Below are 23,117 nucleotides of genomic sequence, written 5' to 3'. Positions count from 1 at the left end.
AGAAGCAAAAATCGAAAAAACCCTATTTTGATGCAATAAAAAGTAAAGCCACCAAGTTGGACCCTTTATCGGTTATTCAAGTTCGCTTTGCTCCATTTTCTCTCTTCTATTTACTAAATAATAGGCATTTATTAAAGAAGCAATTGGAATAATGATCGCTATTCCAATTCCTGCGAAAGATATAATGATCATTTCAGCGCCAAATATTTTAGAATTCACAATTTGTCCAACAGAATAAGATAAGTCTTTAAACCACAGAAGGAGTGCCATATACCCGCCAAAAAACGCGAAAAATAAAGTGTTCGCATTCGACCCTAAAATATCTCTGCCTATCGTTAATCCCGATTTGAATAACTCTATTCTGCTAATCAATGGATGTTGATGGAATATTTCGCGCATAGGTGATGTAATGGAAATCGCAATATCTGTAATGGCACCAATTGTACTCATAATAATCATTGAAGTAGCAATTTTAACAAAGTCTAAGCCAACGAAAAGGGAAAAAATAGTAAGCTCATCGATTTCCTCTTCACCAAAACCTTGAATCATCGCTTTTTTTGTAACGATATTAATAAAGAAAATTAAGATACTAATTGTAATCATAGTAGAAATAAAAGCTGTAATTGTTTTGCTGTTAACTTTATTAATATAAAACAAATTAATACAACTAATGGCGACACAAGCGATTATTGTTAAAACGATTGGGTTTAAGTTATTGTCTGTCATAAACAAAATCGTTAACATAATTACGCCAAAATTTAAAAATAGTGAGATAAAAGATCTTACCCCCTTTTTCCCGCCTACAAGTACCATTAATATAAATAAAATAGCCGCTAATACTACCAATACATTCATAACTTTGCCTTCTTTCGTTTAACAAAGAATATCGACGTATAGAGACCTATTGGAATGGTTAACACGATTCCGATTCCACCAGCTAAAGCGCGGGCTAATTCTAACGAGAGATTTATCGACATTGTAAACATGAAATGAGAGTTATTCAAAAAATATAAAATTAGTACTGGAATGGATCCACTTATATAAGCAAAAAATAAAATATTCGTCATTGTGCCCATGATGTCTCTACCAATATCCATTGCTGATTTTTTAAGGGTCTTAATAGATATATTATTGTTTTTTTCATATAACTCAAAAATAGATGCAGACATCGTAATCGCAACGTCCATCACCGCGCCTAAAGATCCGACGAATAAACCTGCCATAAAAACAACTTTATAAGGACGGGTTAAAAAACTCATCTCCTCATATCTAAGTCCGTTATCAGAAGTTACCCATAAAACAAGATAAGCAATTGCTAATGAAATAAATGTACCTAACAAACTTGCAACGATTGCTGCATAAGTTTTTTCGTTAAAACCATTTACTAACAACAATGAACTTAGCGTAAATAAAAGAATGCAAACACTACATATCAACAGCAAACTTATACTTGAATTATTGACGTAAATATCAAGCGCATAGGATAATATCGCGGCGTTAATAGCTAGACTAATGATGGCGAAAAAGCCTTGCTTTCTTCCAATAATAAGTAAAGTGAATATAAATGCCCAAGCGACTAGTAAAATGGTTTTATCACGCTTAACATCTGTAATTGTCCCAGTAATTTTTGTTAACTCAATTTCATTCTCATCTATCGTTATAAATAAATCATTACCTATATGATATTCCTGGTCATATGCACCAGAAGTTGAATACTCGTTCGTTAAAGTAATGAGTTGTCCCTTTTCTTCGCCATTTTTAAACTCAGCTATTATTCGCTGATTAAATAACTTATCTTCATTATTATAATTATCGGTTACTTCAATCGCTTCTTCTAAATTGGTTTCAATCACTTTAACAACCGGCCGTTCATAAAATGAATAATTATGATTAACAAAAATCATCGAGGCGATAAATAATAATATAATTATTATGTAGAAAAAAAACTGTTTTCTCGATATTTTTTTAATTAATTTTGACAACATTCAACTATAACCCTCCAATAATCTGTGTAAATTTAATTGCACTTATAACTTATCCACCATTATAAACTCATTAAATTTTATAAACCACTATTAAAATGAGCTTATGAAAGAAGTTCTGCCGGCGGAACTTCTACGAGGTGGATAAAAAATTCCGTTCAAGGTTGTGTACCGATGACTCCACACAAGGCTTACGTTCCACTTAAGACATTGGTGGAGATATTGTTTAATTGCATACTGTTATATACAACTAAAAAAGACATATAGCCTCAGACTCAGGCTATATGTCTTCTCTTACTACTGTACAATTTCTCTATCCGCTGCTAACAAATCCATTTCCTTCTTATGCAATAAATGATTCGCGCCCCACTCATGCATCGCTTCAAGAATCGGACCAAGTGATCTACCATATTCAGTCATTGAGTATTCAACTTTTGGTGGAACTTGCGGATACACGACGCGCTGAACAATATCTTCGGCCTCAAGTTCACGGAGCTGTTTTGTTAACATTTTCTGTGTAATTCCAGGCATACTACGCTTAAGTTCGCTGAATCTTTTAGTACCCTCGTGTAATAAATGAAGCAAAATAACCGGTTTCCACTTTCCAACGACAATTTCTAAAGCTTCTTCCACCTTACATTGAGCAACGGTCACTTTCATAAAAATCCCTCCCAAAGTATCTTATTGTATACTATAGCACTTTTAAGTGCGTACTTACTATAAATAACCTAATAGCATATAATTAAAGAGAAGCCTATTCTACTAATGGCTACTTAATAAAATCGGAGGTTTTACTATGACTAAAACATTTATTGAAGCAGTAGAAAATCGTCGTTCTATTTACGCAATTAGCGAAGAACCAGTGATTTCAGATCAGAAAATTGAAGAACTTGTAAGCCACGCGGTTAAACATACACCGTCTGCCTTTAATTCTCAAACGGGCCGAGTCGTCGTGCTACTTGGCGAAAAAAACAAGCGATTATGGAAGATAACTGAAGATACGTTACGTAAAATTGTACCTGCAGAAAACTTTGAGTCTACAGAACAAAGAATGAATATGTTTGGTGGCGGTTATGGCACAATACTCTTTTTTGAAGACGCAGCTGTCATTGAGTCTTTGCAAAATCAGTTTGAAGAGTATAAAGAAAAATTTCCAGATTGGTCATTGCAATCTTCCGGCATGTTACAATTCGTCATCTGGACGTCGTTGGAGAATGAAGGATTCGGTGCCAGTCTTCAACATTACAATCCATTGATTGATGAAGATGTTAAGCGTGAATGGGACTTACCTTCATCATGGCAACTTCTCGCTCAGATGCCTTTTGGTAAACCATTAGCACCTGCAGGAGAAAAAGAATTCTTACCTTTAGATGACCGTTTAAAAGTGATCAAATAATATTGGTTCACAGTTATCTCCTTATCACTATATAACCTGATACAAGAATAACAAAAGCCAGTACCGCGTAATTATCAGCGTGTACTGGCTTTTAATATCAAATCAATTAATCTTGCACTAATTGAATCGGTGTCTCTACAGGCCAAATTGAAAAATCAGAAATTATGCCATCAACTTCATATTGGTGTGCTTTATCAAGCCATAAATGACTTTTAGTTGACCATACCAACACTTTTCCGCCATGGCTATGTATTTGATCTATTACGCGTTTATTTGCGTAGGAAACGTTAAAGTTAATATAAGTCGCAAAAGATGTTAAGTCTTTTATTTTTTGTGTAGACATTTTATGAATCGAAGGTTTAACTAGAAGTGCTACTTCTAAATCAGGAAGTAGTTCTTTCATTTTTCTCATTGAGTTAAAGTCAAATGATTGTACAACAATCCCATTCATATTTTTATATTCGCTTAACAATTCAGCGACCTTCTCTTCAATTCCAGGGTATATTGACGGTTTTTTTATCTCAATTAATAAACCAATTCGACCATAAAACTCTTCTATTAATTCGTCAAGCGTAATAATCTTTTCACCTTCAAAAGAAGGATGAAACTTACTACCCGCATCTAGTTTCTTTAATTCTGCAAGCGTTAAATCCCTTACATATCCTTTACCATTCGTTGTCCTGTCCACTTTGTCATCATGCATAATAATTAGATGGCCATCCTTAGAAAGATGAACATCACACTCTAAAAAGTCAGCATTTAAATCCAATGCTTTTCGAAAAGCAGATTGTGTGTTTTCTGGAGCAAAATTTGAGGCCCCACGATGCGCAATACTTATCATCCCTTCCATCTCGGGTTGTATAAAAGACCTCGAATCGTATCCGACCAAAAACACCATGCAAACGCTTACAAAATACAGAAAAAACTTTTTTCTCTTTAACTTCCCCATAGTCATAACCTCACAATAAATGGTGAATACAGATTATTCAAACCATTCCTTTTTCTTAGTATATCATATGCAGAAGGTAATGTAACTGTTAATTTGAAACGGTAGAAAAGAGCCATAATCAGATGATTGAACACTCGGTTTCAAGCTGATCTTCCCCGCCTTTCGTTCTATAGATTTTACAGATAAAATCCAAAAGTAAGCATTAATAACACTTTAACTATCTTTTGGCTATTTACGAATAAAGTGTAAAACTTTACGCTTTTATTTACTTACTAAAATGGATTTAGTAGACAATTCATTTGAGCCATGACTGACATTTTAGTAGAAGAAATCCTATTAAACTTATTATCAAATATTAATCTAATTAAAAAAGATGTTGGATGATAAAACAATTCTAAATTGCCTTATCATCCAGCATCTTATAGGTCGATTTTAGATAACCGCTTATCTTCATACATTTTCGAATCAGCTATATGAAACAATTTTTCAAAATTATTTCCATCCATCGGGAAATAAGCGATCCCAACACTTATTTCTATTTGGATTGTAATTAAATCGAATTTGAAAGGGTTTCGCTTGAAGGCCTCACACAACCTATCTTTCCATTCAATTATAGATTCTTTAGTTGGAAATTCGCTTAAAAACACGACAAATTCATCCCCTCCCAAACGTGAGACAAGGTCATTTTTCCGAACGGATTCCGAAAGAATAATAGCTGTATGCCGCAATACTTTATCCCCTATCGCATGTCCATGTGTATCATTAATTAATTTAAATCGATTTAAATCGATTAATACTAGCGCAGATTCATTTGTTGAATTTAAAGGTGGATTAATTAATCTTTCTTTTATTTCAGGTACAAAATAAGCTCTGTTATGAAGTTCTGTTAGTGAATCGCGATAAGCCATACGTTCAATCAGTCGCTCTTTTTTAAATTCTTCTGTCACATTCCGCCACATTGAATAAAATAATACCTTTTCTTCTATTAAGACTACTTTTGCATCAACAGCATAATAAAGAATATCTTGTGTGTTAGTATTTCCGAAAGATATTGAATAGTCATTAACTTCTTGATCCTGTTTAAGCAGTTCAAAAAACTTAACTAACTCATTTTTATTGAAGCTAGTTCTCAGAAGATCTGTTAGTTTCGAATTCGTATGTCCGTGAGATAAAATAGTTCTTCCAGCCTGTTCATTAAACTCTAGTATCTCCCACTCTTCGTTCAACACAATAATGGAAACCGGACTTAGATTAAACATAGTTTGATACTTCTTCACATCTGGAGGTAACAATTGATATCTGGACATTAAAATCGCAAGAAATACCGTTAGGAGGATACCAATTAAAAGACTTGGATAAGGCGGCATGAAAACCCCGAAATTTTTAATGCTTATGACTATATTCAATATAAGTGCAACAAAAGTTCCGCCGGCTAATAATCGGATTAATCGGTATTTTGTAGTAGATGTTGTATACTTCATACCGTTTATTAAGATAAAAAATAAAAGTATCAATAAAACAGATGAAACAGACACCATCATATAAAAATAAAGTCCTTTTATCGGTGCATACCATATACCACTTTGAATAAACGTCATGTTACCATTATAATTTTTATTCAATAATTTAAATAACACAATAATAAAAACCGGTATATAGAAAATTAGTGGATAAAAGGGCATGCTAACACGACTCTGTAATTTTGTTAAATGAACATAAAAGTGAAACGCAACGGCATGTATGAGTAAGCCAATATTTAATATGACGAAATGAACAATAAACGGACTATATGATAATGGCAGTAAATGCCTTATAAACTCGAAAACAAATAGAATGCTATATAAAGAAACTAACACAGCTACCAATCTGTTTTCTATACTTTTGTAGTTACTACTAAAAATAATAGATGCCATCGATAATAAACCAAAGGCTGGAATAAGATATACAAATAAATAAAAAACCAATTGTCTAATCGTCATATTACCCACCCCCTTTATACTACTAGACAAGTTAATCTTAAATTAATACGAATTTTTCGTTACTTTAATGCCGAGTCTTGGTAATAAGGTAAATAGTCTTAATTAATAATACCCATTCACAATAAATTTAAAACTCATATGACTTATAATAAATTACAAAGTATTATATGCATATGTTTAGCTAATACAATTAGACGGATTTTTTATTAATTTGTTAAAAATATGAGAAAAACTTCCAGGCACTGACATATAATTATGTTAGTACCCGGAAGTTTTAATAATAAAAGATTTAAACTATTTTCAACTTGACTATTTATGTTAGCTAATCATGTTGTACCCTTCTCCAATAAATAAACATGTAGTTAATGTGGACACTTATTCATCTTTCAGCATTTGAAGCACTTCAGAAACTGCACGATTCGCTGATACAAGTGCGCCTTCAATATGTCCCCCATGCGCAGATGAAGTTTCTGTTCCAGCAAAAATGATCTTGTTTTCCCATTGGCCAGAATTAATCGGTTGACCATAGTTTGGGAGAGTAGTAAGCGGTTCGGAATCAGCTTCTACAGTTGTTTGGATATCACTAGACCAATCTTTAAAGAGGATTGACATCGGTTTTCCAGCTGAAGGGCCAAATAAACGAGTCAACTGTTCAACGACAAGTTCCAACACTCTATCCTGCCCTAGCTCTCGTCGATTTTGTGGGGATATCCCTAAGAAACCAAAAAGAGCCCCCGAACCTTTCAATGGTGATGCATCGTGGATTTCTTGCAAAATACCAGATCTACTAATTGCTTGACCAGAAAGTCCCTTTTCTCGCCAAAAAGGGTGGTCATAAATAGCTACTACCTTAGCTTGTCCACCCATCCATGTTGATTTGTCACGCAAACTGTCCATAAGCCGCTCAGGAAGTTCAGGTACGAATGTTATATTTTGCGCTATTATTCTGGGCGGTAAAGCTAATATAACAGCTCTTCCGTGTATACTTTTTTTCTTTCCGTTAGCCAGTTCTACTCCAACGGTAATCTTACCTTCTTTATCCAGATGAATTTCTTTCACAATAGTCGATAGTTCAATAGTTCTCTCGGGAAGTGTAGCAGCGATTGCATTAACAAATGACATAATTCCACCATCGAGCCGAACAGATTTTGGATCAGCTTCTTCTGGGAGTATATGTCTCTGTATGGGTGCATTTTTAAACTGTTCAAAAAGGATTTCTCCTTTTGTGTACTGTTCGAATGCCTTCAAATCCAATTCTTTCACAAGACGAGTCATTACAGGTTCACGTTGAGGCCAGAACCAAGTTGGTCCTAAATCATACTTCCCTAGCTCAGGACTTTCCTCAACAGACTCAGTTAACACTCTTCCCCCAACTCTGTCTCGCGACTCAAGAACAACGCAGGCAATACCCTTTAAACTTAATAATGATGCAGCACGAAGGCCACTTACACCTGCCCCAACTATGATAATAGGTTCACTCATTTTCTAATCTCCATTCTAGTATGTAGCTAAGTTCTAAAGTAGCTACCAAATACACATATAGTGCTGACCTTTTTAAAACAAAGCACTGTTTTCCTTCATTCATAGATAATTTCTAGAACTACTTTCTGACTTTTAGCACCCACCAAATAAATACGAATTGAAAAGGTAGACGCAGCCAGAGAACCACTGCTGGTAAATCATAATTCTCTGCAGTTAATGCCATATATATGTTTAACGGAAAGACAAGTACTAAAAAAACGGCAATTAAGATAGCTGACTTATTCCGTGTTTTCTTTAGGAATAATCCAACCGCTAATAAGATTTCCATAATTCCGGAAATATAAACGACCGCAGGACGATAAGGAAACCATTCTGGCATCGCCGCAATAAAGAAGGAATCCAACAAAAAGTGCCCAATTCCAGCCACTGCAAAGAAAAGACAAAATACGTATAAAGCAATTTTTTTCATTTTGCATTCTCCTAGTTTCCGTTTGTTTTGCCTATTTCCTTTTGACCAGGATTTAAACGTTGCAAGTCAAAACGTTAAAAAACGCTGAGTTATATTATAGCTTAATAAGCGTTACTATAAATACTATAAACACTTTATGTTTCACATTTTCTAGCCAAATCAAATATAGCTCTCCTAATCGGTATATCTGTAGTTTCCCAGTAGCTGTCTTACGTCAATAATCTACAAACACAACCGATTTTTGCGCTTTAAAGTGAGCCATATAAGATCGACAAGTATTATCAGATCTTTGCAAGCAACAATTGGTTATTTTGTAATTTAATAAATGCTTTTGTTGCTTCTCTCCTAAATATGAATTCCCTAACAATTTTGTTTGTCCCTCCCTCAGTGAATCTGAAATCCTTGCCAATATGTGCTAAAATTATAGATAACTTGAGGAATTCTTATCAGTCACAATATTATTATCAGCAGATACCTAATATAATTATTGAGGAGTGAGTGGAATGAATGAAAAACAATTTGACAAGGTGAAAAATGGTCAGGGTTTCATCGCAGCATTGGATCAAAGTGGCGGCAGTACTCCGAAGGCACTTGCAGCATACGGTGTGTTAGAAGACGCTTATTCAAATGAGGAAGAAATGTTCAAGCAAGTACACGATATGCGGACGCGTATAATTACATCACCGACTTTTAATGCACAGCATATTCTTGGAGCTATTTTATTTGAACAAACAATGGATCGTAAAATAGAAGGCATGTACACCGCGAATTATTTAGCAGAAAAGAAAGGTATTGCCCCTTTTCTAAAGATTGATAAGGGTCTTGCTGATGTGGCAAACGGAGTCCAACTGATGAAACCAATCACAGATTTGGATGAAATTTTAAAACGTGCAAACGATCGTCATATTTTTGGAACGAAAATGCGTTCTGTCATAAAAGAAGCAAATCAAGAAGGCATCCAAGCAGTAGTCGATCAGCAATTTGAAATTGGAAAACAAATTATTGCCGCGGATCTAGTTCCAATTATCGAACCGGAAGTAGATATTCATAGTAAAGACAAAGCAGCGTGTGAAGCGTTATTAAATACAGAAATCCTTAAGCAGCTTGATCTTTTACAGAACGACGAAAACGTCATGTTAAAACTTACGATTCCAACAGTGACTAATTTGTACAAAGAGCTAATTGATCATCCAAGAGTAGTACGAGTTGTCGCACTATCAGGTGGTTATTTAACAGAAGATGCTAATTTAAAACTCAAAGAAAATGACGGACTTATCGCCAGTTTCTCTAGAGCACTTAGCCAAGATTTAAATGCTAACCAAACAACTGATGAATTTGATAATGCGCTCGAAAAAGCAGTGAAGTCTATTTATGAAGCGTCTATTTAAATAAGTTTTATAATGTCCCCGTGCAACAATGTTTTTTGCATGCATTGTTGTACGGGTTCTTTCTGCTGTAACAAAAGTTTTACTGCGTTCCCAAACTCTTCTACTCCCAGCGAGTGTTCCAAATATGCCACTAATCTTTCCTAATAAGCCAAAAATAGTAGACACCAACTGAACTCTGAATTATCCCGCTATGCTTATTAATGACTAAATTTTAGATAATAAATAAACAAAGTCTTTATAATACCGATATAATATTTAATAGAAATAGATAGAGGTGCACAGTTGAATCAAAATTTTACGTCAATGTTTAATCATCTTAATATATATTTAGTCATACTCTCTTACATAATTGCAACGATATCTGCTTACGCTTCCATCGATTTAGCTAGAAGAGTTATGTATACGACAGGCGTAACCAAGGTTGCATGGCTTGTTTCTGGAGGCGCTACGCTTGGAATCGGTATTTGGTCTATGCACTTTATCGCCATGTTAGCACACCATTTTCCTATACCTGTTTATTACAGCACGCCCCTCGTTATTATTTCAGTCTTCATCTCAGCGATTGCCTGTATTTTAGGGTATTTTTTAATTTCCCGTAATCGCCGAAACCGTCTACGTTTTTGGTTTGCTGGAATTTTAATGGGACTAGGGATTGTTTCTATGCATTATGTTGGAACAGAGGCAATACGTCCTTTAGATATTTCATATGATACACCTTTAGTTCTAGTGTCCGCAGGTATTGCAATTGCAGCATCTTTGGTCGCTTTATGGGTTGGATTTCTTTCACCTTATTCCCAAGGTGAAATGTCCTCGAAAGTGAAACTTCTCACTTCACTAATTATGGCTATGGCAATCGCAGGAATGCATTATACAGGTATGGCAGCAACCCACTTTTCAGAAAATTCTTCCGCTGATATATCCAATACATCTAGTATCGACACGACTTTACTCGCTTGGGTTGTTGCAATTGTGACTATATTAATCTTTTCACTATTCTTTTTCTCTATTATTTTTAACAGGATTTGGGGAAAGCAAAAAATCGTGCAAAATGCCATTTTGGACTCTGCAACAGATGGTATTGTTATAACTGATAAATCAGGAATGATTATGCATGCTAATCCAGCCTTTTATGATTTAATGAAACAAGCTGGAATCGTCGAGAGACATATAAAACTACACGAGTACAATGTTGCGTTAACAGAAGATATAGCAAGCAGTCAGGAATTTCAATTAGAAACCGGCTCCGTTATTTGCGAAGTAAAAAGACAGCCTATTCAAGGCGAATCCTTAAATAATTCATTATGGTTTATACGTAATATCACAGAAAATATTCAAGCTAAACAGCGTATCGAATATTTCGCCTTTCATGATACGTTAACTAGTTTACCAAATAGACATAAACTGGATGAAACCTTACAGAAATGGCTGCAATCTTCTGCTGAAATTGGATGTATATTTCTTAATATTGACAGACTTAAGTTCATTAATGATACGCACGGACTTCAAGCAGGTAACTCAGCCTTGCAACATGTAGCAAAATTATTAACTATATGTTTAAAAGAAGGTGATTTCCTAGCAAGAATCGGTGGCGATGAATTCATCATTTTAGTAGACGGTAAACGCGTGAACGAACTTCACGAAATTGCTAGTCTTTGCATTAACGAGGTTCGTAAACCTTTCATTTTAAATGAAATTAACATAGACATTACAATGAGTGCTGGTATTTCCACGTACCCTCATGAAGCACAATCTGCAGACGAACTTTTACAATACACGGATTTAGCTATGAACGAGTCAAAAAAACGTGGTAAAAACCAGGTAACTTCCTTTAATGTAGCAATCCAAGACAAAAATAGGCGAAGACTTCTATTGGAGGAAGCTTTATCATCCGCTCTTGTTAACGGAGAATTCCACCTACTTTTCCAGCCTAAACTTTTATTAGACACCGAGAAAATAATTGGTGCTGAGGCACTTCTAAGATGGGATCATCCGATTCTAGGACCGATATCCCCTATGGAATTTATACCGATTGCTGAAGAAAAAGGAATGATCCACATGATTGGCGAGTGGGTTTTACGCGAAGCTTGCATGAAGTGGAAAGCATGGTCAGAAGAATTACATGAACCAACTGTAATAGCTGTCAATATATCCCCTCTCCAATTAACAAGGGACAATTTTTTTCGAAATTTAATGGAAATTACGAAAGATACACAAATGAATCTCAACTTTTTAGAACTAGAAATCACAGAATCTGATTCCCTAGCTTCCGAAATACAATCGAAACTTTGCGAGCTGCGCGATGCAGGCATTCAAATATCTTTAGATGACTTCGGGACAGGTTACTCTTCTTTCAGCCATCTAAAAGAATTACCGATTCATATATTAAAAATAGACAAGTCCTTCATGCACAATTTAATTGGAAATAAAGGACAAGAAGCAATCGTTCGGTCCATTATCCAACTTGGCCATAACTTAAGTTTACAAGTAATTATGGAAGGCGTAGAAGAGAAAGAAGAAGTCCAATGGCTAAAGCAAGAAGGCTGCGATATGGTTCAAGGCTATTACTTCTATAAACCTTTAACGCCCGATAAAATGATTGAGGTACTTCGACAGCAACTATTGCTGACATATTAAACTTATTGCGATGTGTTACACATTTTTCGTAATTCTTCTTAATGTATATTCATGCAAAAGTGAAGTCAGAAAAACCTTTAATATCATCGCTTTAATTTTCAAATATACAATTGTAGTGAATAGTTTAGCGCGTAGACATATGAAAATTAGTTGCAATTTTAATCACTAGAGGTTATGATAGCTGTAATTAAACATTCACTTATTTCAGTTTTTTTGAAGTAAGGATAGAGGCGCAAAGACCATCAGTATACAATCCGAGGATGATGAGATCCGAAGAAGATTGTAAAAAGGGGGATTTGCCGAAGCGCATGAGTTGCTCATTAACTCATCGCTGGTTCTGGGCTAAATAAGTGCAGAATTGTCATATAGGCGACTATATGGAGGGCTATCTGGTGCAACGAAATAATTTATTATTTCAAAGCAGCAACGAGCCCTCGTTGCTGCTTTTTGCGTTTCAGGAAGAACTGCCCTCCACCCTCTATGTTTTATTAAATAAAACAAAAAGGACGTGGAGAACAGATGAATTTTGGACAACTGATTACCGCGATGGTAACGCCATTTGACGGACAAGAAGAAATTGATTACACTGCCACCAGTAACCTTATTGAGCATTTGATTGCAAACGGATCTGATGGCTTGGTCGTAGCAGGAACAACGGGAGAATCTCCAACATTAACACATGAAGAAAAGATTAAATTATTTCAGTTTACAGTCCAGGTCGTAGCAGGAAGAGTTCCAGTCATTGCAGGTACTGGAACAAACAGCACGAAAGAGTCAATCGAGTTGACCAAGCAAGCTGTAGAAGTCGGAGTCGATGGCATTATGCTTGTCGTACCGTATTACAACAAACCCTGTCAGGAAGGAATGTATCAGCATTTCAAGGTGATTGCTGAATCAACCTCGCGACCAATTATGTTATACAACATACCAGGGCGTAGTTCAGTTAATATGAATCCTGAGACGATTATCCGACTAGCCGGTATTTCGAATATTATTGCTGTTAAAGAAGCGAGCGGAGACCTAGATGCCATGTCTGCGATTATTGAAAATACGCCGCCAGATTTTTCACTTTACAGCGGAGATGACGGCTTGACACTTCCCGTCCTCGCGATCGGTGGCGCAGGCGTTGTTTCGGTCTCTGCTCACGTCATTGGCACGAATATGAAAACTATGATAGAACATTTTAATAACGGACGTGTCCAAGAAGCAGCGAAACTACATCGCCACCTACTGCCGACCATAAATGAAATGTTCGCTGCACCGAACCCTGCACCTGTTAAAGCTGCGCTGAATTTAAAAGGAGTCGCTGTAGGCGGCGTCCGATTACCAATACTGCCCTTAACAGATGTGCAGCTAGATTCGTTAAAAAATGTGCTAAATTACGAAGAACCGATACTTATTTAAACTGTTCTTTTCTTCTAAAGTATCTGCAACACTTAAATCTAAAGCAATTCAGGTTTGTATCATTTCCTTCATTGCATAATGTCTTTGTTTATAAGTGCCTTGCTTAAGAAGGAACTAGAATTTTAAAACAAAAGTAATCACCCTACTACTCTCCAACAAGTAGTAGGGTGATTACTTTTTATATCTATACTTACGCCTGCAAGTGATTATTCTAGCTAGTACCTACATCCGAACAGATTATTTCATGACTAGTTTATGAAAATAATGCTACTTCGAAATCGCCGGTTTTTCCAGGTACCGAATCCTTACTGAATACATAATGTAAAGATTATGTAAATGTTAGTTTTTGTATTGTAAATAATCAGAACGTGTAATATGCTTTCGATATCGGTACTCAATATTTAATTTCAATATCAATGTTAGGGGTGATAGTTTGGCAGATAAAGTATTACGGAAATTATTTCTTGGTTTTATTCATATACACATATTACACCACGCAAAAGAGCATCCCATTTTCGGTGTTTGGATGTTAGAAGAACTCAGAGAACACGGTTACAGTATCAGTTCTGGCACTTTGTACCCTATCCTACATGCAATGGAGTCAGATGGACTTCTAATAAGAGAAGATAAAAACGTAGATGGGAAAATCAGAAAGTATTACACAACAACTAAAAAAGGAGATCTAGTCCTTATTGAAGCCAGGAAAAAGGCATATGAACTCTTTATAGAAATCAAAGATTAACAAAAAGGAGCCAACAATGAATCAGACTAACCCTACTAGGGGATTTAAATCACTTATGGAGATATTTTTAGTTTCAACAAGACTAGGCTTTACATCTTTTGGTGGACCAACAGCTCATTTAGGGTATTTTCATGAAGAATATGTACGAAAAAGAAAATGGATGGATGAAAAAAGTTATGCAGATTTAGTTGCTTTATCCCAGTTCTTACCTGGACCGGCAAGTAGCCAAGTTGGTATCGGTATAGGTGTTATGCGGGCAGGTGTATTAGGTGGAATAACATCTTTTATAGGGTTTACACTTCCTTCAGTTATCGCCCTTATCCTTTTTGCTTTACTGCTCACCGGATCTGATATCGGAAATGCTGGCTGGATACACGGATTAAAAATTGTGGCAGTGGCTGTAGTTGCACATGCGGTAATCGGAATGGCCAAAAATTTGACGCCTGATTTAAAAAGAAAAGCCATCGCTTTATTTGCACTATTAGGTACACTTCTTTGGCAATCAGCTTTTACTCAAGTAGGTGTCATATTAATCGCAGCATTATTTGGGTTCCTTTTGTTTAAACAACACGATGAAGTTGAAGAAGCTAAATCGAAATTTCTGATTTCCAAAAGGGTTTCAGTGATTTGTCTACTTTTATTTTTCGGTTTGTTGTTTCTTTTGCCGGTTATCAGAGAAGTAACTGGATCTTATTGGGTAGCAATGTTTGATAGTTTTTATCGTTCAGGTTCATTAGTCTTCGGAGGTGGTCATGTTGTTTTACCTTTATTAGAACAGGAACTTGTACCAACTGGCTGGATAAGCGAAGAGTCATTCTTAGCAGGTTATGGTGCTACGCAAGCAGTACCTGGTCCCCTATTTACATTCGCAGCCTATTTAGGAACCGTTATGAAAGGTTGGCAGGGTGGTTTAGTCGCAACGTTTGCAGTTTTCTTACCTGCTTTCCTTCTAATTCTTGGTGCGTTACCATTTTGGGATAGTTTACGTAACAACGCTAAAATTAAAGGTGCAATAATGGGTGTAAATGCAGCAGTTATCGGAATTTTAATCTCTGCTTTTTATTTTCCGATTTGGACAAGTTCAATTTTGGCGCCTATTGATTTTGCTTTAGCCGCAATTTTGTTTAGTATGCTTGCCTATTGGAAACTTCCACCTTGGATTATTGTGGTTTCTGGAGCTATAGGCGGTTCACTCATGACATTAATTTAAATGATTATATCTATAATCTAAAAGACTAACAATCATGTGCACCACGAAAGTTAGGGTTAAAAATCTAACCTCTAAGGGCCACATCACAAGTTGTTAGTCTTTTTTCATTAACTATTTTTAAGAAGCTTGCCCATTTAGAAATAGAGTATGTTTTGTACGACTTCTGACGTTAGCAAACTACTTCCCTCTTCCCCTTTTCAATAGATACTTCAGCATTTCCCATCATAGTATTTACTATATTGCCAAAGTGCCTTACCATATAAGATAGCAACTAGTGCGAAAGGGGTATTGAGATGAAAAGAAAGATTAAAATATCAGTAGGGATTGTACTTGTTTTGGTAACAGTTGCTCTCCTATTTGCAGGAAATTACTTCTACAATCAAGCTGTGAAAAGAGGCACTGAAGTTGTTTTACATACAGAGGAAGCCTCTTTAAACGCAATGGCTAGCAATGAGGATCAGCAGCATCTAAAAGAAGCTAATGATTGGTTTGATCAGCAGAAGCCAGAGATTATAGACTTAGAAACAGACAAAGGCTTTCAAATAAAAGCTCAGTTTATTGCACAAATAGAACCTCAGCAAAAAGGAGTTATTTTAGCACACGGATTCCGCAATACCAGCGAAGATATGGGGAAACTCGCCAAGTTCTATTATGACCAAGGCTTCGATGTATTACTACCTGATGCTCGCGGCCACGGGGAAAGTGAAGGCGATTATATTGGTTTCGGTTGGCATGACCGCCTCGATTATAAAAGATGGATTGATTTTTTAGTAAAATCTGGAGATCAGCAAGTTATTTTACATGGTAATTCAATGGGCGCTGCCACTGTGCTGATGACAAGCGGAGAAGAGCTTCCGGATGAAGTAAAAGGAATCATTGCAGACAGTTCTTATAGCAGTGTCCAGGAAGAACTTGCGCATCAATTGAAACATATTTACAACTTACCTTCTTTCCCATTATTGAACGTGACAAGCTTAGTTACAAAGATACGAGCAGGCTATACATTCGAAGAAGCTTCCGTAGTGGATCAAGTAAAAAAAAATACACGACCTTTATTGATTATTCATGGTGATGCAGATGATTTGGTCCCTACCGCTATGGCACAACAAATCTTTGACGCAGCAGTTAGCGAAAAAGAATTATGGATTGTTCCTGATGCAGGTCATACGAAATCCTATGATAATATAACAATCGAGTATGAAAAGCATGTGCAAGACTTCTTAGGCGGCATATTAACGGATTAAGTAACAATTTCACTTATATAATAAAATTTTAAACACTGAATAGCCGATTACGGTATTCAAACTGAACCGGAGGCTATTATGACGAATCGTAACAAAGCTATTATATTACTAATCATATCCGCATTTGGATTTTCTCTTATGACGCTTTTTGTCAAGCTTTCAGGAGACGTTCCAACACTGCAGAAAACCATTTTCAGAAATGGTGTGTCCATGATTATTTCATTTTTCTTTGTCATTCATTTTAAAGAACGGTTATTCGGCAAACGCGAAAACCAGTCGCTATTGCTACTCCGTTCTATTCTTGGGGCTATCGGTATTATCTTGCTATTTTATGCGATAGACCACCTTGTTATTGCAGATGCAGATATGCTCAATAAAATGAGTCCGTTTTTCACAATTCTGTTCGCGGCAATTTTTCTAAAAGAGCATGTTAAACCTTATCAGCTATACAGTATTTTTGTAGCCTTTCTCGGCATTCTATTTATTATCAAACCGTCATTTTCACTGGATTTTGTCCCCTATGCAGCGGGAATTCTATCCGCAGTCTTCGCTGGCGGCGCATATACTGTACTTCGGGCGCTAGGCCAACGAGAGCACTTTTACACAATCGTATTTTATTTCTCAGGCTTTACCACTGTTATCCTGTTGCCTTTTGTTATCTATGCATACGAACCAATGACGCTTCAGCAGACATCATACTTATTGCTCGGCGGTGTATTTGCAACAGTCGGCCAGTTCGGTATCACACTAGCGTATAAATTTGCGCCTGCTAAAGAGATTTCCGTATTTAATTACTTTACGGTAGTATTCACAGCGCTCCTCGGCTTTGCTTTTCTCAGCCAAGTACCAGATGTCTATAGCTTATTAGGCTATTTGATCATTTTCGGCGCATCATTTTACATGTTCAAGAAAAACAAGAAAGAAGAATTGATTTATCCTGTGTCGGCAAAGAAATGAATTGTGGGCTGCCTGCGCGATACATTTTTACGTCAATTCTGATTAAAGTATATTAATACAATTGGAAGTCAGGAAAAGCTATACATCCTTGACTTCCTTTTTAAAAGTATGGAGTTTTAGCAAGTAGCCTAAAAATTTATTAAGATACTTTTTCATTTTTAACAATCTAGTACAGATTTTGGTGTTGAACCGAAAAACTTTTCAATTATATTTGGATATTTAATCAGTTTCCTGTAGTGTAAGTTAGTAGGTCGTAAATAAGGGGATGATTTAAATGGATGATATTATTATTTATTCCAAATGGGCAATAATGATTAAGCTAGCACTATTCTCCTGCGCTTTTGTAGTAGCAGGCATTTTATTTATTGTTTTATCACAGGGTGAACAATTGCCATCATGGATAGGACTTATAGGTGTTGTAACAGTTGTCATTTTTGGGTTGTGTGCAATATTTTATCTAAAAGAAATATTCATACGCAAACCCGTATTGATTATTTCTCAAGAAGGAATTATGGATCGGTCAAGTTTTGTAGGAGCTGGATTTGTTAGGTGGGAAGACATAAAAAATATTGACTTAATTACTTTTGGAGGACAGCCATTTCTAGGCATCTCTACACATGATCCAGAATTAATTATTAATCGGACCAGTGGTATAAAAAGTATATTAAATAGAGCGAATAAGAAACTGATTGACGCTCAAGTAAACATACCAGTTAATAACCTCGCGTTCTCGTTAGATAATCTTTTCGATGAAATTATCATTCGATGGCAAATTCATGAAGACGAACTTGAATCTGAATATAAAAAATGAAGAAATTGCAAGCTACGAGTTTAAGAAACAGGTCTGAATCTTTCCATCTCCGGGAAATTAGTACTTGACTTTAAAAAGGCTATTAACTGTCCGGTGCCAGTGCTATACAATTTTATGATAATTCGTTTTTAGGTTCTAAGTCAAATGTTGGGGTGGAGTGAATAACACGTCACCTTTTTTTCTTGTTCAGACAAAGGGCATATTGATTTCCGCTTCAGGTGAACGCTTTCTGCGGGCACGACTTCAGCCGCTTCCCTCGCTATCGCTCAGTCCAGGGTCTTCAGTTCGCGCTGTTCCCGCCAGAGTCGTCACCTTCCGCTCCAATCAACAATCCTTTCAATCATTCAGAAAGAATGATAAAAGCCTTAACCTAAATGAACGCCAATTTCTTTATACTTGATATTTAATAATATCTTGGCTCTAGCGTGATCAAAGCGTCTAAAACCATAAGCGGTCCGCTTCATCACTTTTGTTTTATTATTGATGCCTTCTAAAAAGCCATTAGAATACCTGAATATAAAACTATTTAGAATCTCTACTTGCCAATTTTTTAACGTTCGAATCGCTTTTAAAAAAGCAGGAATCTTTGCTTCTCCTACCTTACGGTAGAAAGCTTCTAGTCTTTTTTTTCTAAGACATCATCTGTCATTTTAGCCCAATCAAACCATTCACAATAAGCTTCTTTCAGTTCATAAGCTCTTTTTAGTTCATCAGATAAACCTGTATAACGATCTAAGTACCAGCGATTCTTCTCTGTTAATTTATTGTTTCTTTTGTATAAGACAAATCGCATTCGCTTACACTTTTTTCGGTCGTATGCATGCCACTCTTTTTGAACTTTACGTCGCACTTCATCAATCGCCCAATAAATATAACGGCAAAAGTGAAAGCGGTCTGCAATAATCAAAGGCCGCCCCAATGCTTGTTTAACGGCTGCTTTAAAGCTTGGGTTCATATCCATCACAACCATTTCCACATCAGAACCATGCTTATAAAGATACTCTTTAATTGTATCTTTTCTTCGGTTAGGTAGAATATCAATCGGTTCATGGGTTTCGGCATCGGCAATAATCAATTGAAACTTTCCCGCGTCTGTATCACCTTTATATTCATCAATCGCAATCACTTTAGGCAAGTGAACGCCACCAACAAGCTGTTCTTTTGCGATTTCTTTAAAACGCCGAATAATTGTAGTACTAGAGGTACCGAGTACTTCTCCTGCTTCTTTAAAAGTTTTCGCTTTGATTGAGCGAATTCTTGCGACTTTGTTCCATTCTTTTGTGTATCGTTGGTACTTCGCTACGAAAGGGCACTCCTCAGAGAAGCGCTTTCCACACACACAAGCATAGCGACGTCGTTTATAGAACAAAATCGTCAGGCGTTCAAACCATTTCAAGTGTTTGATCTTTTGCATACGGTAATCGTGTACTTTTATCGTCATTTCACTACACCGAGGACACTTTTGTGGTTTTTTCGGTAGTGAAACATATAACGCAGTTCTTTCACCTATTTCTTCTATTTTTTCAACGCTAACATCTTTTAATCCTGGAATATTCATGTTAAAATTCATATGCACGGATCACCTTTCCTATACTTGTTTCTAGGTAACTCAAGTATAAAAGAACAGGTGATTTCGTGCATTTCTTTTTTCACGAATTGTACATGTACCCCAACAAATATTATAGAACCCGTTTTTAAGCATATCAATACAAAAGGAAGTCAGGAAAATCTTCATGTCCTTGACTTCCACTTTCGAAATATGTAATTAAAATGAATAGGCTTATACACTTGTACATGAATTTAATCTTAATAAACACATTTTCTGATACCTAGACAGGCATTACACTAACCCTGAAAAACCTTCACTTCTGCTATCGCAAACTGGATTTGCAAATTTTCATTGAATTGGGGTAATATCTTTCGTTGCAGCAAAGTTTTTACACTCGTTCCTTTCTTGTAGTTTACTAAATACCTTAAGACCAAGACAATGCCATCCGTATTTGTATCCACTGAAAACACCGGCTGTAATTTTCCTTGCCCACTAAACAAATGATTATTTTTCTCTTTCAACTCTGGAAAAACTGACTCATTGAAATACATATTACCCGTATCAGTCATAATTTTTTCCGCTGCTTGCCAGTCACTATCAAACGAAAGGACATACTTAATCTCATGCCAAATAAATGTATTTGCTACGCCAATGATTTCAATGGAATTATCGAAAATCATACTATTTGGAAGTTTAATAATACGGCCAGTGTTGGCATCTGCTGATAAACCATGCCGAACTTCTAGCAGTTTAAAATTAACGGGGTTAATGTCAATTACATCTCCGATAATGTCATTTATTTCAATACGATGCCCAATTTCAAAGTATTTCCTAGACTTAATAACAAAATAACCGATAAAGTTATTCGTTAATCCTCTGACCATGAACACAATGAACACACCAATTAGTAATGTAATTAAAATAAGTGCATTAATCGCTTGGACCCATATTAATAAGATGGCAATGACCGTCAATGTGACCATACTCTGTTTATTTAATTTGTGTAGCTGAAACTTCCTCTTATATTCCTTCACATTCCGCGTAATTAAATTTTTAAATAAGAAATGTAATGCCACAGCAATTACGATAATAGCAACGGATAATGCTAGTTTATTCAAGTAAGCATCCGGTGTTTTTAATGTAGAAGATAAACTATTGCCAAGCCCCGAAAAGTAATCCGTTAAAAATTTTGGCATTGATTCACACTCCTTATGTTCTCTTTCCTATAAGTATACCTTATAAATAACCGATTGTTCAGTACGAAAGCCAATATTAGTAGAAGATAATATGAGGAACACGCCATTATGAAAATTCGTAGTTGTTTAACCATAAAAAAATACCAGGTTCTCATTAAAACCTGGTAGCAAAACTTATTTACTTTTACCGTGCAGATATCTAAAGAATGGTTTATCCACCCAAAATTGAATTGGGGTAACCTCGACACTTGGGTCAATTGCTTTAAACCCTTCGATGACCTTCGTAGAATTTTCATTCAATGAAAATGCATGAACTGTATAAGGACTATCTTTGTCAGCGATGAAGTTATTCGTGATGACTTCATAAGAATCCATTTTTGTTTTAGAGAAATAAAGAGGCTGCCACCACGCGCCGTGGATAAGACCCGTTTGATCTACTTCATCTTTTTTAGCATATTTCATAACGATTGATTCGAAAGTATTTTTATCTTGTGCGTTTGCAAATTCGAATCCAAGATCATATTCTTTAGAGTAGTTAATAAAATTACCATTCTCGATTTGTACAACGTCTGGACCTGGGTCGCCCCACTCCGCTAAGTGAATATAAGCAGATGTTTTAGGTTCAAATTGTACCTTGGCATGGATACCTTCACTGCGCAGCAAGCCAATCAGTTGGATGGCATGTTTAATATCTGAATGCCCGTATTTAAGAGACAATGAGTCAATGAAATTAGGATCGAAACGTGAATCTTTTAAATTATAACCTGTGATTAAATCTTTTTTTAACCCTTCATTTACAAGAGTTTGTAATTTAGGTGCATCAATAATATCAGCTGTTTTATAAGCGTTATTCAACTGCGTAAATATAGCTGCATCATCTGTATAACCAAGATACTTTTTGTAAAGACCGTTTGTTTTTAATATGTAACCAAGCAACGTGTATACTAACTCATCACTTGCCTTTTCATACAGCTTAAAGTTCTTAAACAACTCAACAGGCAACAAACCCATATCAATTGCTACAGCAATTTCCTGTTTACTCTTTATACTTAATTTACTACTTTTGACATGTGATTTTGCGAGAACTTTATCAGCTTTCATTGCTGGATATGTATTAGCCAATTCTTTCAAACCAGCCGCCCTAACCGCCATGTATACCGCATTCGCATTCGTAAGTACTTTATCACTTTGAACTGTTGTGCTCGATAAAACCCCGTTTTCATACAATGCAGCTGCAGATGAAAATAAAGCGTGGTCTACTGGTAAATCTGTAAATGTAACTTCCTCACCTGACGGCACATAGTTTAAACTCGTAGCAACCGCTTCAATAAAATTACCTTTTGTGATTGTTTTCGTAAAACCAATGTCAAACATCTCTTTCAGAAACAACTTATACTGTGGTGCTCCGTCCGTTTGCTTTGTAGTAACTGCCTTCGACTCCGTAGCAGCTGGTGTCGCCGCAAATGCGACTGATTGTGTAAATGCCAAAGATAAAGATAAAAGCAATGCAACAAGTACTTTCGAATAAAAACTTGGTAACTTCTTCATTAACAAACCCCTCATCAGGACTATTCCTATCAAAATAGTCAGTATAGTATAACAAGTATTACTATAACAATTATTTAATAGTAATGTCAATATGTGTAATGAAATATCTTTCTTGTGTTCACACTGGCATTACATACGATAAATAGGCGGAAAACTACATGTTCAACTATTAAGTGT

18 protein-coding genes, 1 pseudogene and 1 riboswitch are annotated in these 23,117 nt (G+C 35.9%); of the genes and pseudogenes, 9 read left to right on the top strand and 10 right to left on the bottom strand.

Features of this window, described 5'->3' with window-relative positions; translation table 11 throughout:
• Positions 1 to 72: 72 nt before the first annotated feature.
• The 3 genes from AC3RV6_RS08780 to AC3RV6_RS08770 all read right to left on the bottom strand — a co-directional run bounded on the left by AC3RV6_RS08780 (position 73) and on the right by AC3RV6_RS08770 (position 2,642).
• Positions 73 to 855: a YibE/F family protein gene (locus AC3RV6_RS08780; RefSeq protein ID WP_489749062.1), complete on the bottom strand. Its 783-nt coding sequence runs from the start codon at positions 853 to 855 to the stop codon at positions 73 to 75.
• Complete coding sequence (locus AC3RV6_RS08775) at positions 852 to 1,985, bottom strand: YibE/F family protein (protein ID WP_489749061.1); 1,134 nt, start codon at positions 1,983 to 1,985, stop codon at positions 852 to 854. Before AC3RV6_RS08775 ends, AC3RV6_RS08780 begins: the two co-directional genes overlap by 4 nt.
• 294 nt (positions 1,986 to 2,279) lie before the next feature.
• Positions 2,280 to 2,642: a winged helix-turn-helix transcriptional regulator gene (locus tag AC3RV6_RS08770; RefSeq protein ID WP_489749060.1), complete on the bottom strand. Its 363-nt coding sequence runs from the start codon at positions 2,640 to 2,642 to the stop codon at positions 2,280 to 2,282.
• 136 nt (positions 2,643 to 2,778) lie between these two features.
• Between AC3RV6_RS08770 and AC3RV6_RS08765 the strand changes: the two genes are divergently transcribed.
• A complete protein-coding gene (locus AC3RV6_RS08765; RefSeq protein ID WP_489749059.1) occupies positions 2,779 to 3,378 on the top strand; it encodes a nitroreductase family protein in 600 nt (199 codons plus the stop codon).
• Positions 3,379 to 3,484: 106 nt separating this feature from the next.
• Here the strand turns inward: AC3RV6_RS08765 and AC3RV6_RS08760 are convergent, their stop codons facing one another.
• From AC3RV6_RS08760 to AC3RV6_RS08745, 4 genes are all read right to left on the bottom strand, one after another.
• Complete coding sequence (locus tag AC3RV6_RS08760; RefSeq protein WP_489749058.1) at positions 3,485 to 4,327, bottom strand: glycerophosphodiester phosphodiesterase; 843 nt, start codon at positions 4,325 to 4,327, stop codon at positions 3,485 to 3,487.
• Between the two features lie 419 nt (positions 4,328 to 4,746).
• Positions 4,747 to 6,306 carry a GGDEF domain-containing protein gene (locus AC3RV6_RS08755; RefSeq protein WP_489749057.1) on the bottom strand — a complete coding sequence of 520 codons (1,560 nt, stop codon included), beginning with the start codon at positions 6,304 to 6,306 and terminating at the stop codon, positions 4,747 to 4,749.
• Between the two features lie 375 nt (positions 6,307 to 6,681).
• Positions 6,682 to 7,788, bottom strand: a complete 1,107-nt coding sequence (locus AC3RV6_RS08750; RefSeq protein WP_489749056.1) for a flavin monoamine oxidase family protein — start codon at positions 7,786 to 7,788, stop codon at positions 6,682 to 6,684.
• 118 nt (positions 7,789 to 7,906) lie between these two features.
• Positions 7,907 to 8,257, bottom strand: a complete 351-nt coding sequence (locus tag AC3RV6_RS08745) for a DoxX family protein (protein ID WP_489749055.1) — start codon at positions 8,255 to 8,257, stop codon at positions 7,907 to 7,909.
• Positions 8,258 to 8,760: 503 nt separating this feature from the next.
• Between AC3RV6_RS08745 and AC3RV6_RS08740 the strand changes: the two genes are divergently transcribed.
• The 8 genes from AC3RV6_RS08740 to AC3RV6_RS08705 all read left to right on the top strand — a co-directional run bounded on the left by AC3RV6_RS08740 (position 8,761) and on the right by AC3RV6_RS08705 (position 18,647).
• The gene (locus AC3RV6_RS08740; RefSeq protein ID WP_489749054.1) at positions 8,761 to 9,645 is read left to right on the top strand and encodes a fructose bisphosphate aldolase; all 885 of its coding nucleotides are present in this window, start codon (positions 8,761 to 8,763) and stop codon (positions 9,643 to 9,645) included.
• A 282-nt stretch (positions 9,646 to 9,927) separates the two neighbouring features.
• A complete protein-coding gene (locus AC3RV6_RS08735) occupies positions 9,928 to 12,279 on the top strand; it encodes a bifunctional diguanylate cyclase/phosphodiesterase (RefSeq protein ID WP_489749053.1) in 2,352 nt (783 codons plus the stop codon).
• Positions 12,280 to 12,496: 217 nt separating this feature from the next.
• Positions 12,497 to 12,675: riboswitch (Lysine riboswitch) on the top strand.
• Positions 12,676 to 12,798: 123 nt separating this feature from the next.
• Entirely contained in the window at positions 12,799 to 13,683 is an 885-nt protein-coding gene (dapA, locus tag AC3RV6_RS08730; protein WP_489749052.1) for a 4-hydroxy-tetrahydrodipicolinate synthase, read from the top strand.
• A 433-nt stretch (positions 13,684 to 14,116) separates the two neighbouring features.
• A complete protein-coding gene (locus AC3RV6_RS08725) occupies positions 14,117 to 14,425 on the top strand; it encodes a PadR family transcriptional regulator (RefSeq protein WP_489749051.1) in 309 nt (102 codons plus the stop codon).
• A gap of 16 nt (positions 14,426 to 14,441) precedes the next feature.
• Positions 14,442 to 15,635 (top strand): chromate efflux transporter, encoded by a 1,194-nt coding sequence (gene chrA, locus AC3RV6_RS08720; RefSeq protein WP_489749050.1) that lies wholly within the window; start codon positions 14,442 to 14,444, stop codon positions 15,633 to 15,635.
• A 293-nt stretch (positions 15,636 to 15,928) separates the two neighbouring features.
• Positions 15,929 to 16,879 (top strand): alpha/beta hydrolase, encoded by a 951-nt coding sequence (locus AC3RV6_RS08715; RefSeq protein ID WP_489749049.1) that lies wholly within the window; start codon positions 15,929 to 15,931, stop codon positions 16,877 to 16,879.
• 78 nt (positions 16,880 to 16,957) lie between these two features.
• The gene (locus AC3RV6_RS08710) at positions 16,958 to 17,836 is read left to right on the top strand and encodes a DMT family transporter (protein WP_489749048.1); all 879 of its coding nucleotides are present in this window, start codon (positions 16,958 to 16,960) and stop codon (positions 17,834 to 17,836) included.
• A gap of 274 nt (positions 17,837 to 18,110) precedes the next feature.
• On the top strand, positions 18,111 to 18,647 hold the full coding sequence (locus tag AC3RV6_RS08705; protein WP_489749047.1) for an STM3941 family protein: 537 nt from the start codon (positions 18,111 to 18,113) through the stop codon (positions 18,645 to 18,647).
• Between the two features lie 365 nt (positions 18,648 to 19,012).
• On the opposite strand, the pseudogene AC3RV6_RS08700 reads toward AC3RV6_RS08705, so the two are convergent.
• The 3 genes and pseudogenes from AC3RV6_RS08700 to AC3RV6_RS08690 all read right to left on the bottom strand — a co-directional run bounded on the left by AC3RV6_RS08700 (position 19,013) and on the right by AC3RV6_RS08690 (position 22,940).
• Positions 19,013 to 20,223: pseudogene (locus AC3RV6_RS08700) on the bottom strand (ISL3 family transposase).
• A gap of 269 nt (positions 20,224 to 20,492) precedes the next feature.
• A complete protein-coding gene (locus AC3RV6_RS08695; RefSeq protein WP_489749046.1) occupies positions 20,493 to 21,392 on the bottom strand; it encodes a mechanosensitive ion channel family protein in 900 nt (299 codons plus the stop codon).
• Between the two features lie 174 nt (positions 21,393 to 21,566).
• The gene (locus tag AC3RV6_RS08690) at positions 21,567 to 22,940 is read right to left on the bottom strand and encodes a hypothetical protein (protein ID WP_489749045.1); all 1,374 of its coding nucleotides are present in this window, start codon (positions 22,938 to 22,940) and stop codon (positions 21,567 to 21,569) included.
• Between the last annotated feature and the right edge of the window lie 177 nt (positions 22,941 to 23,117).

Source organism: Sporosarcina sp. So3-204 (genome assembly GCF_058068165.1).
This window is presented reverse-complemented; position numbering and strand designations above follow the sequence as displayed.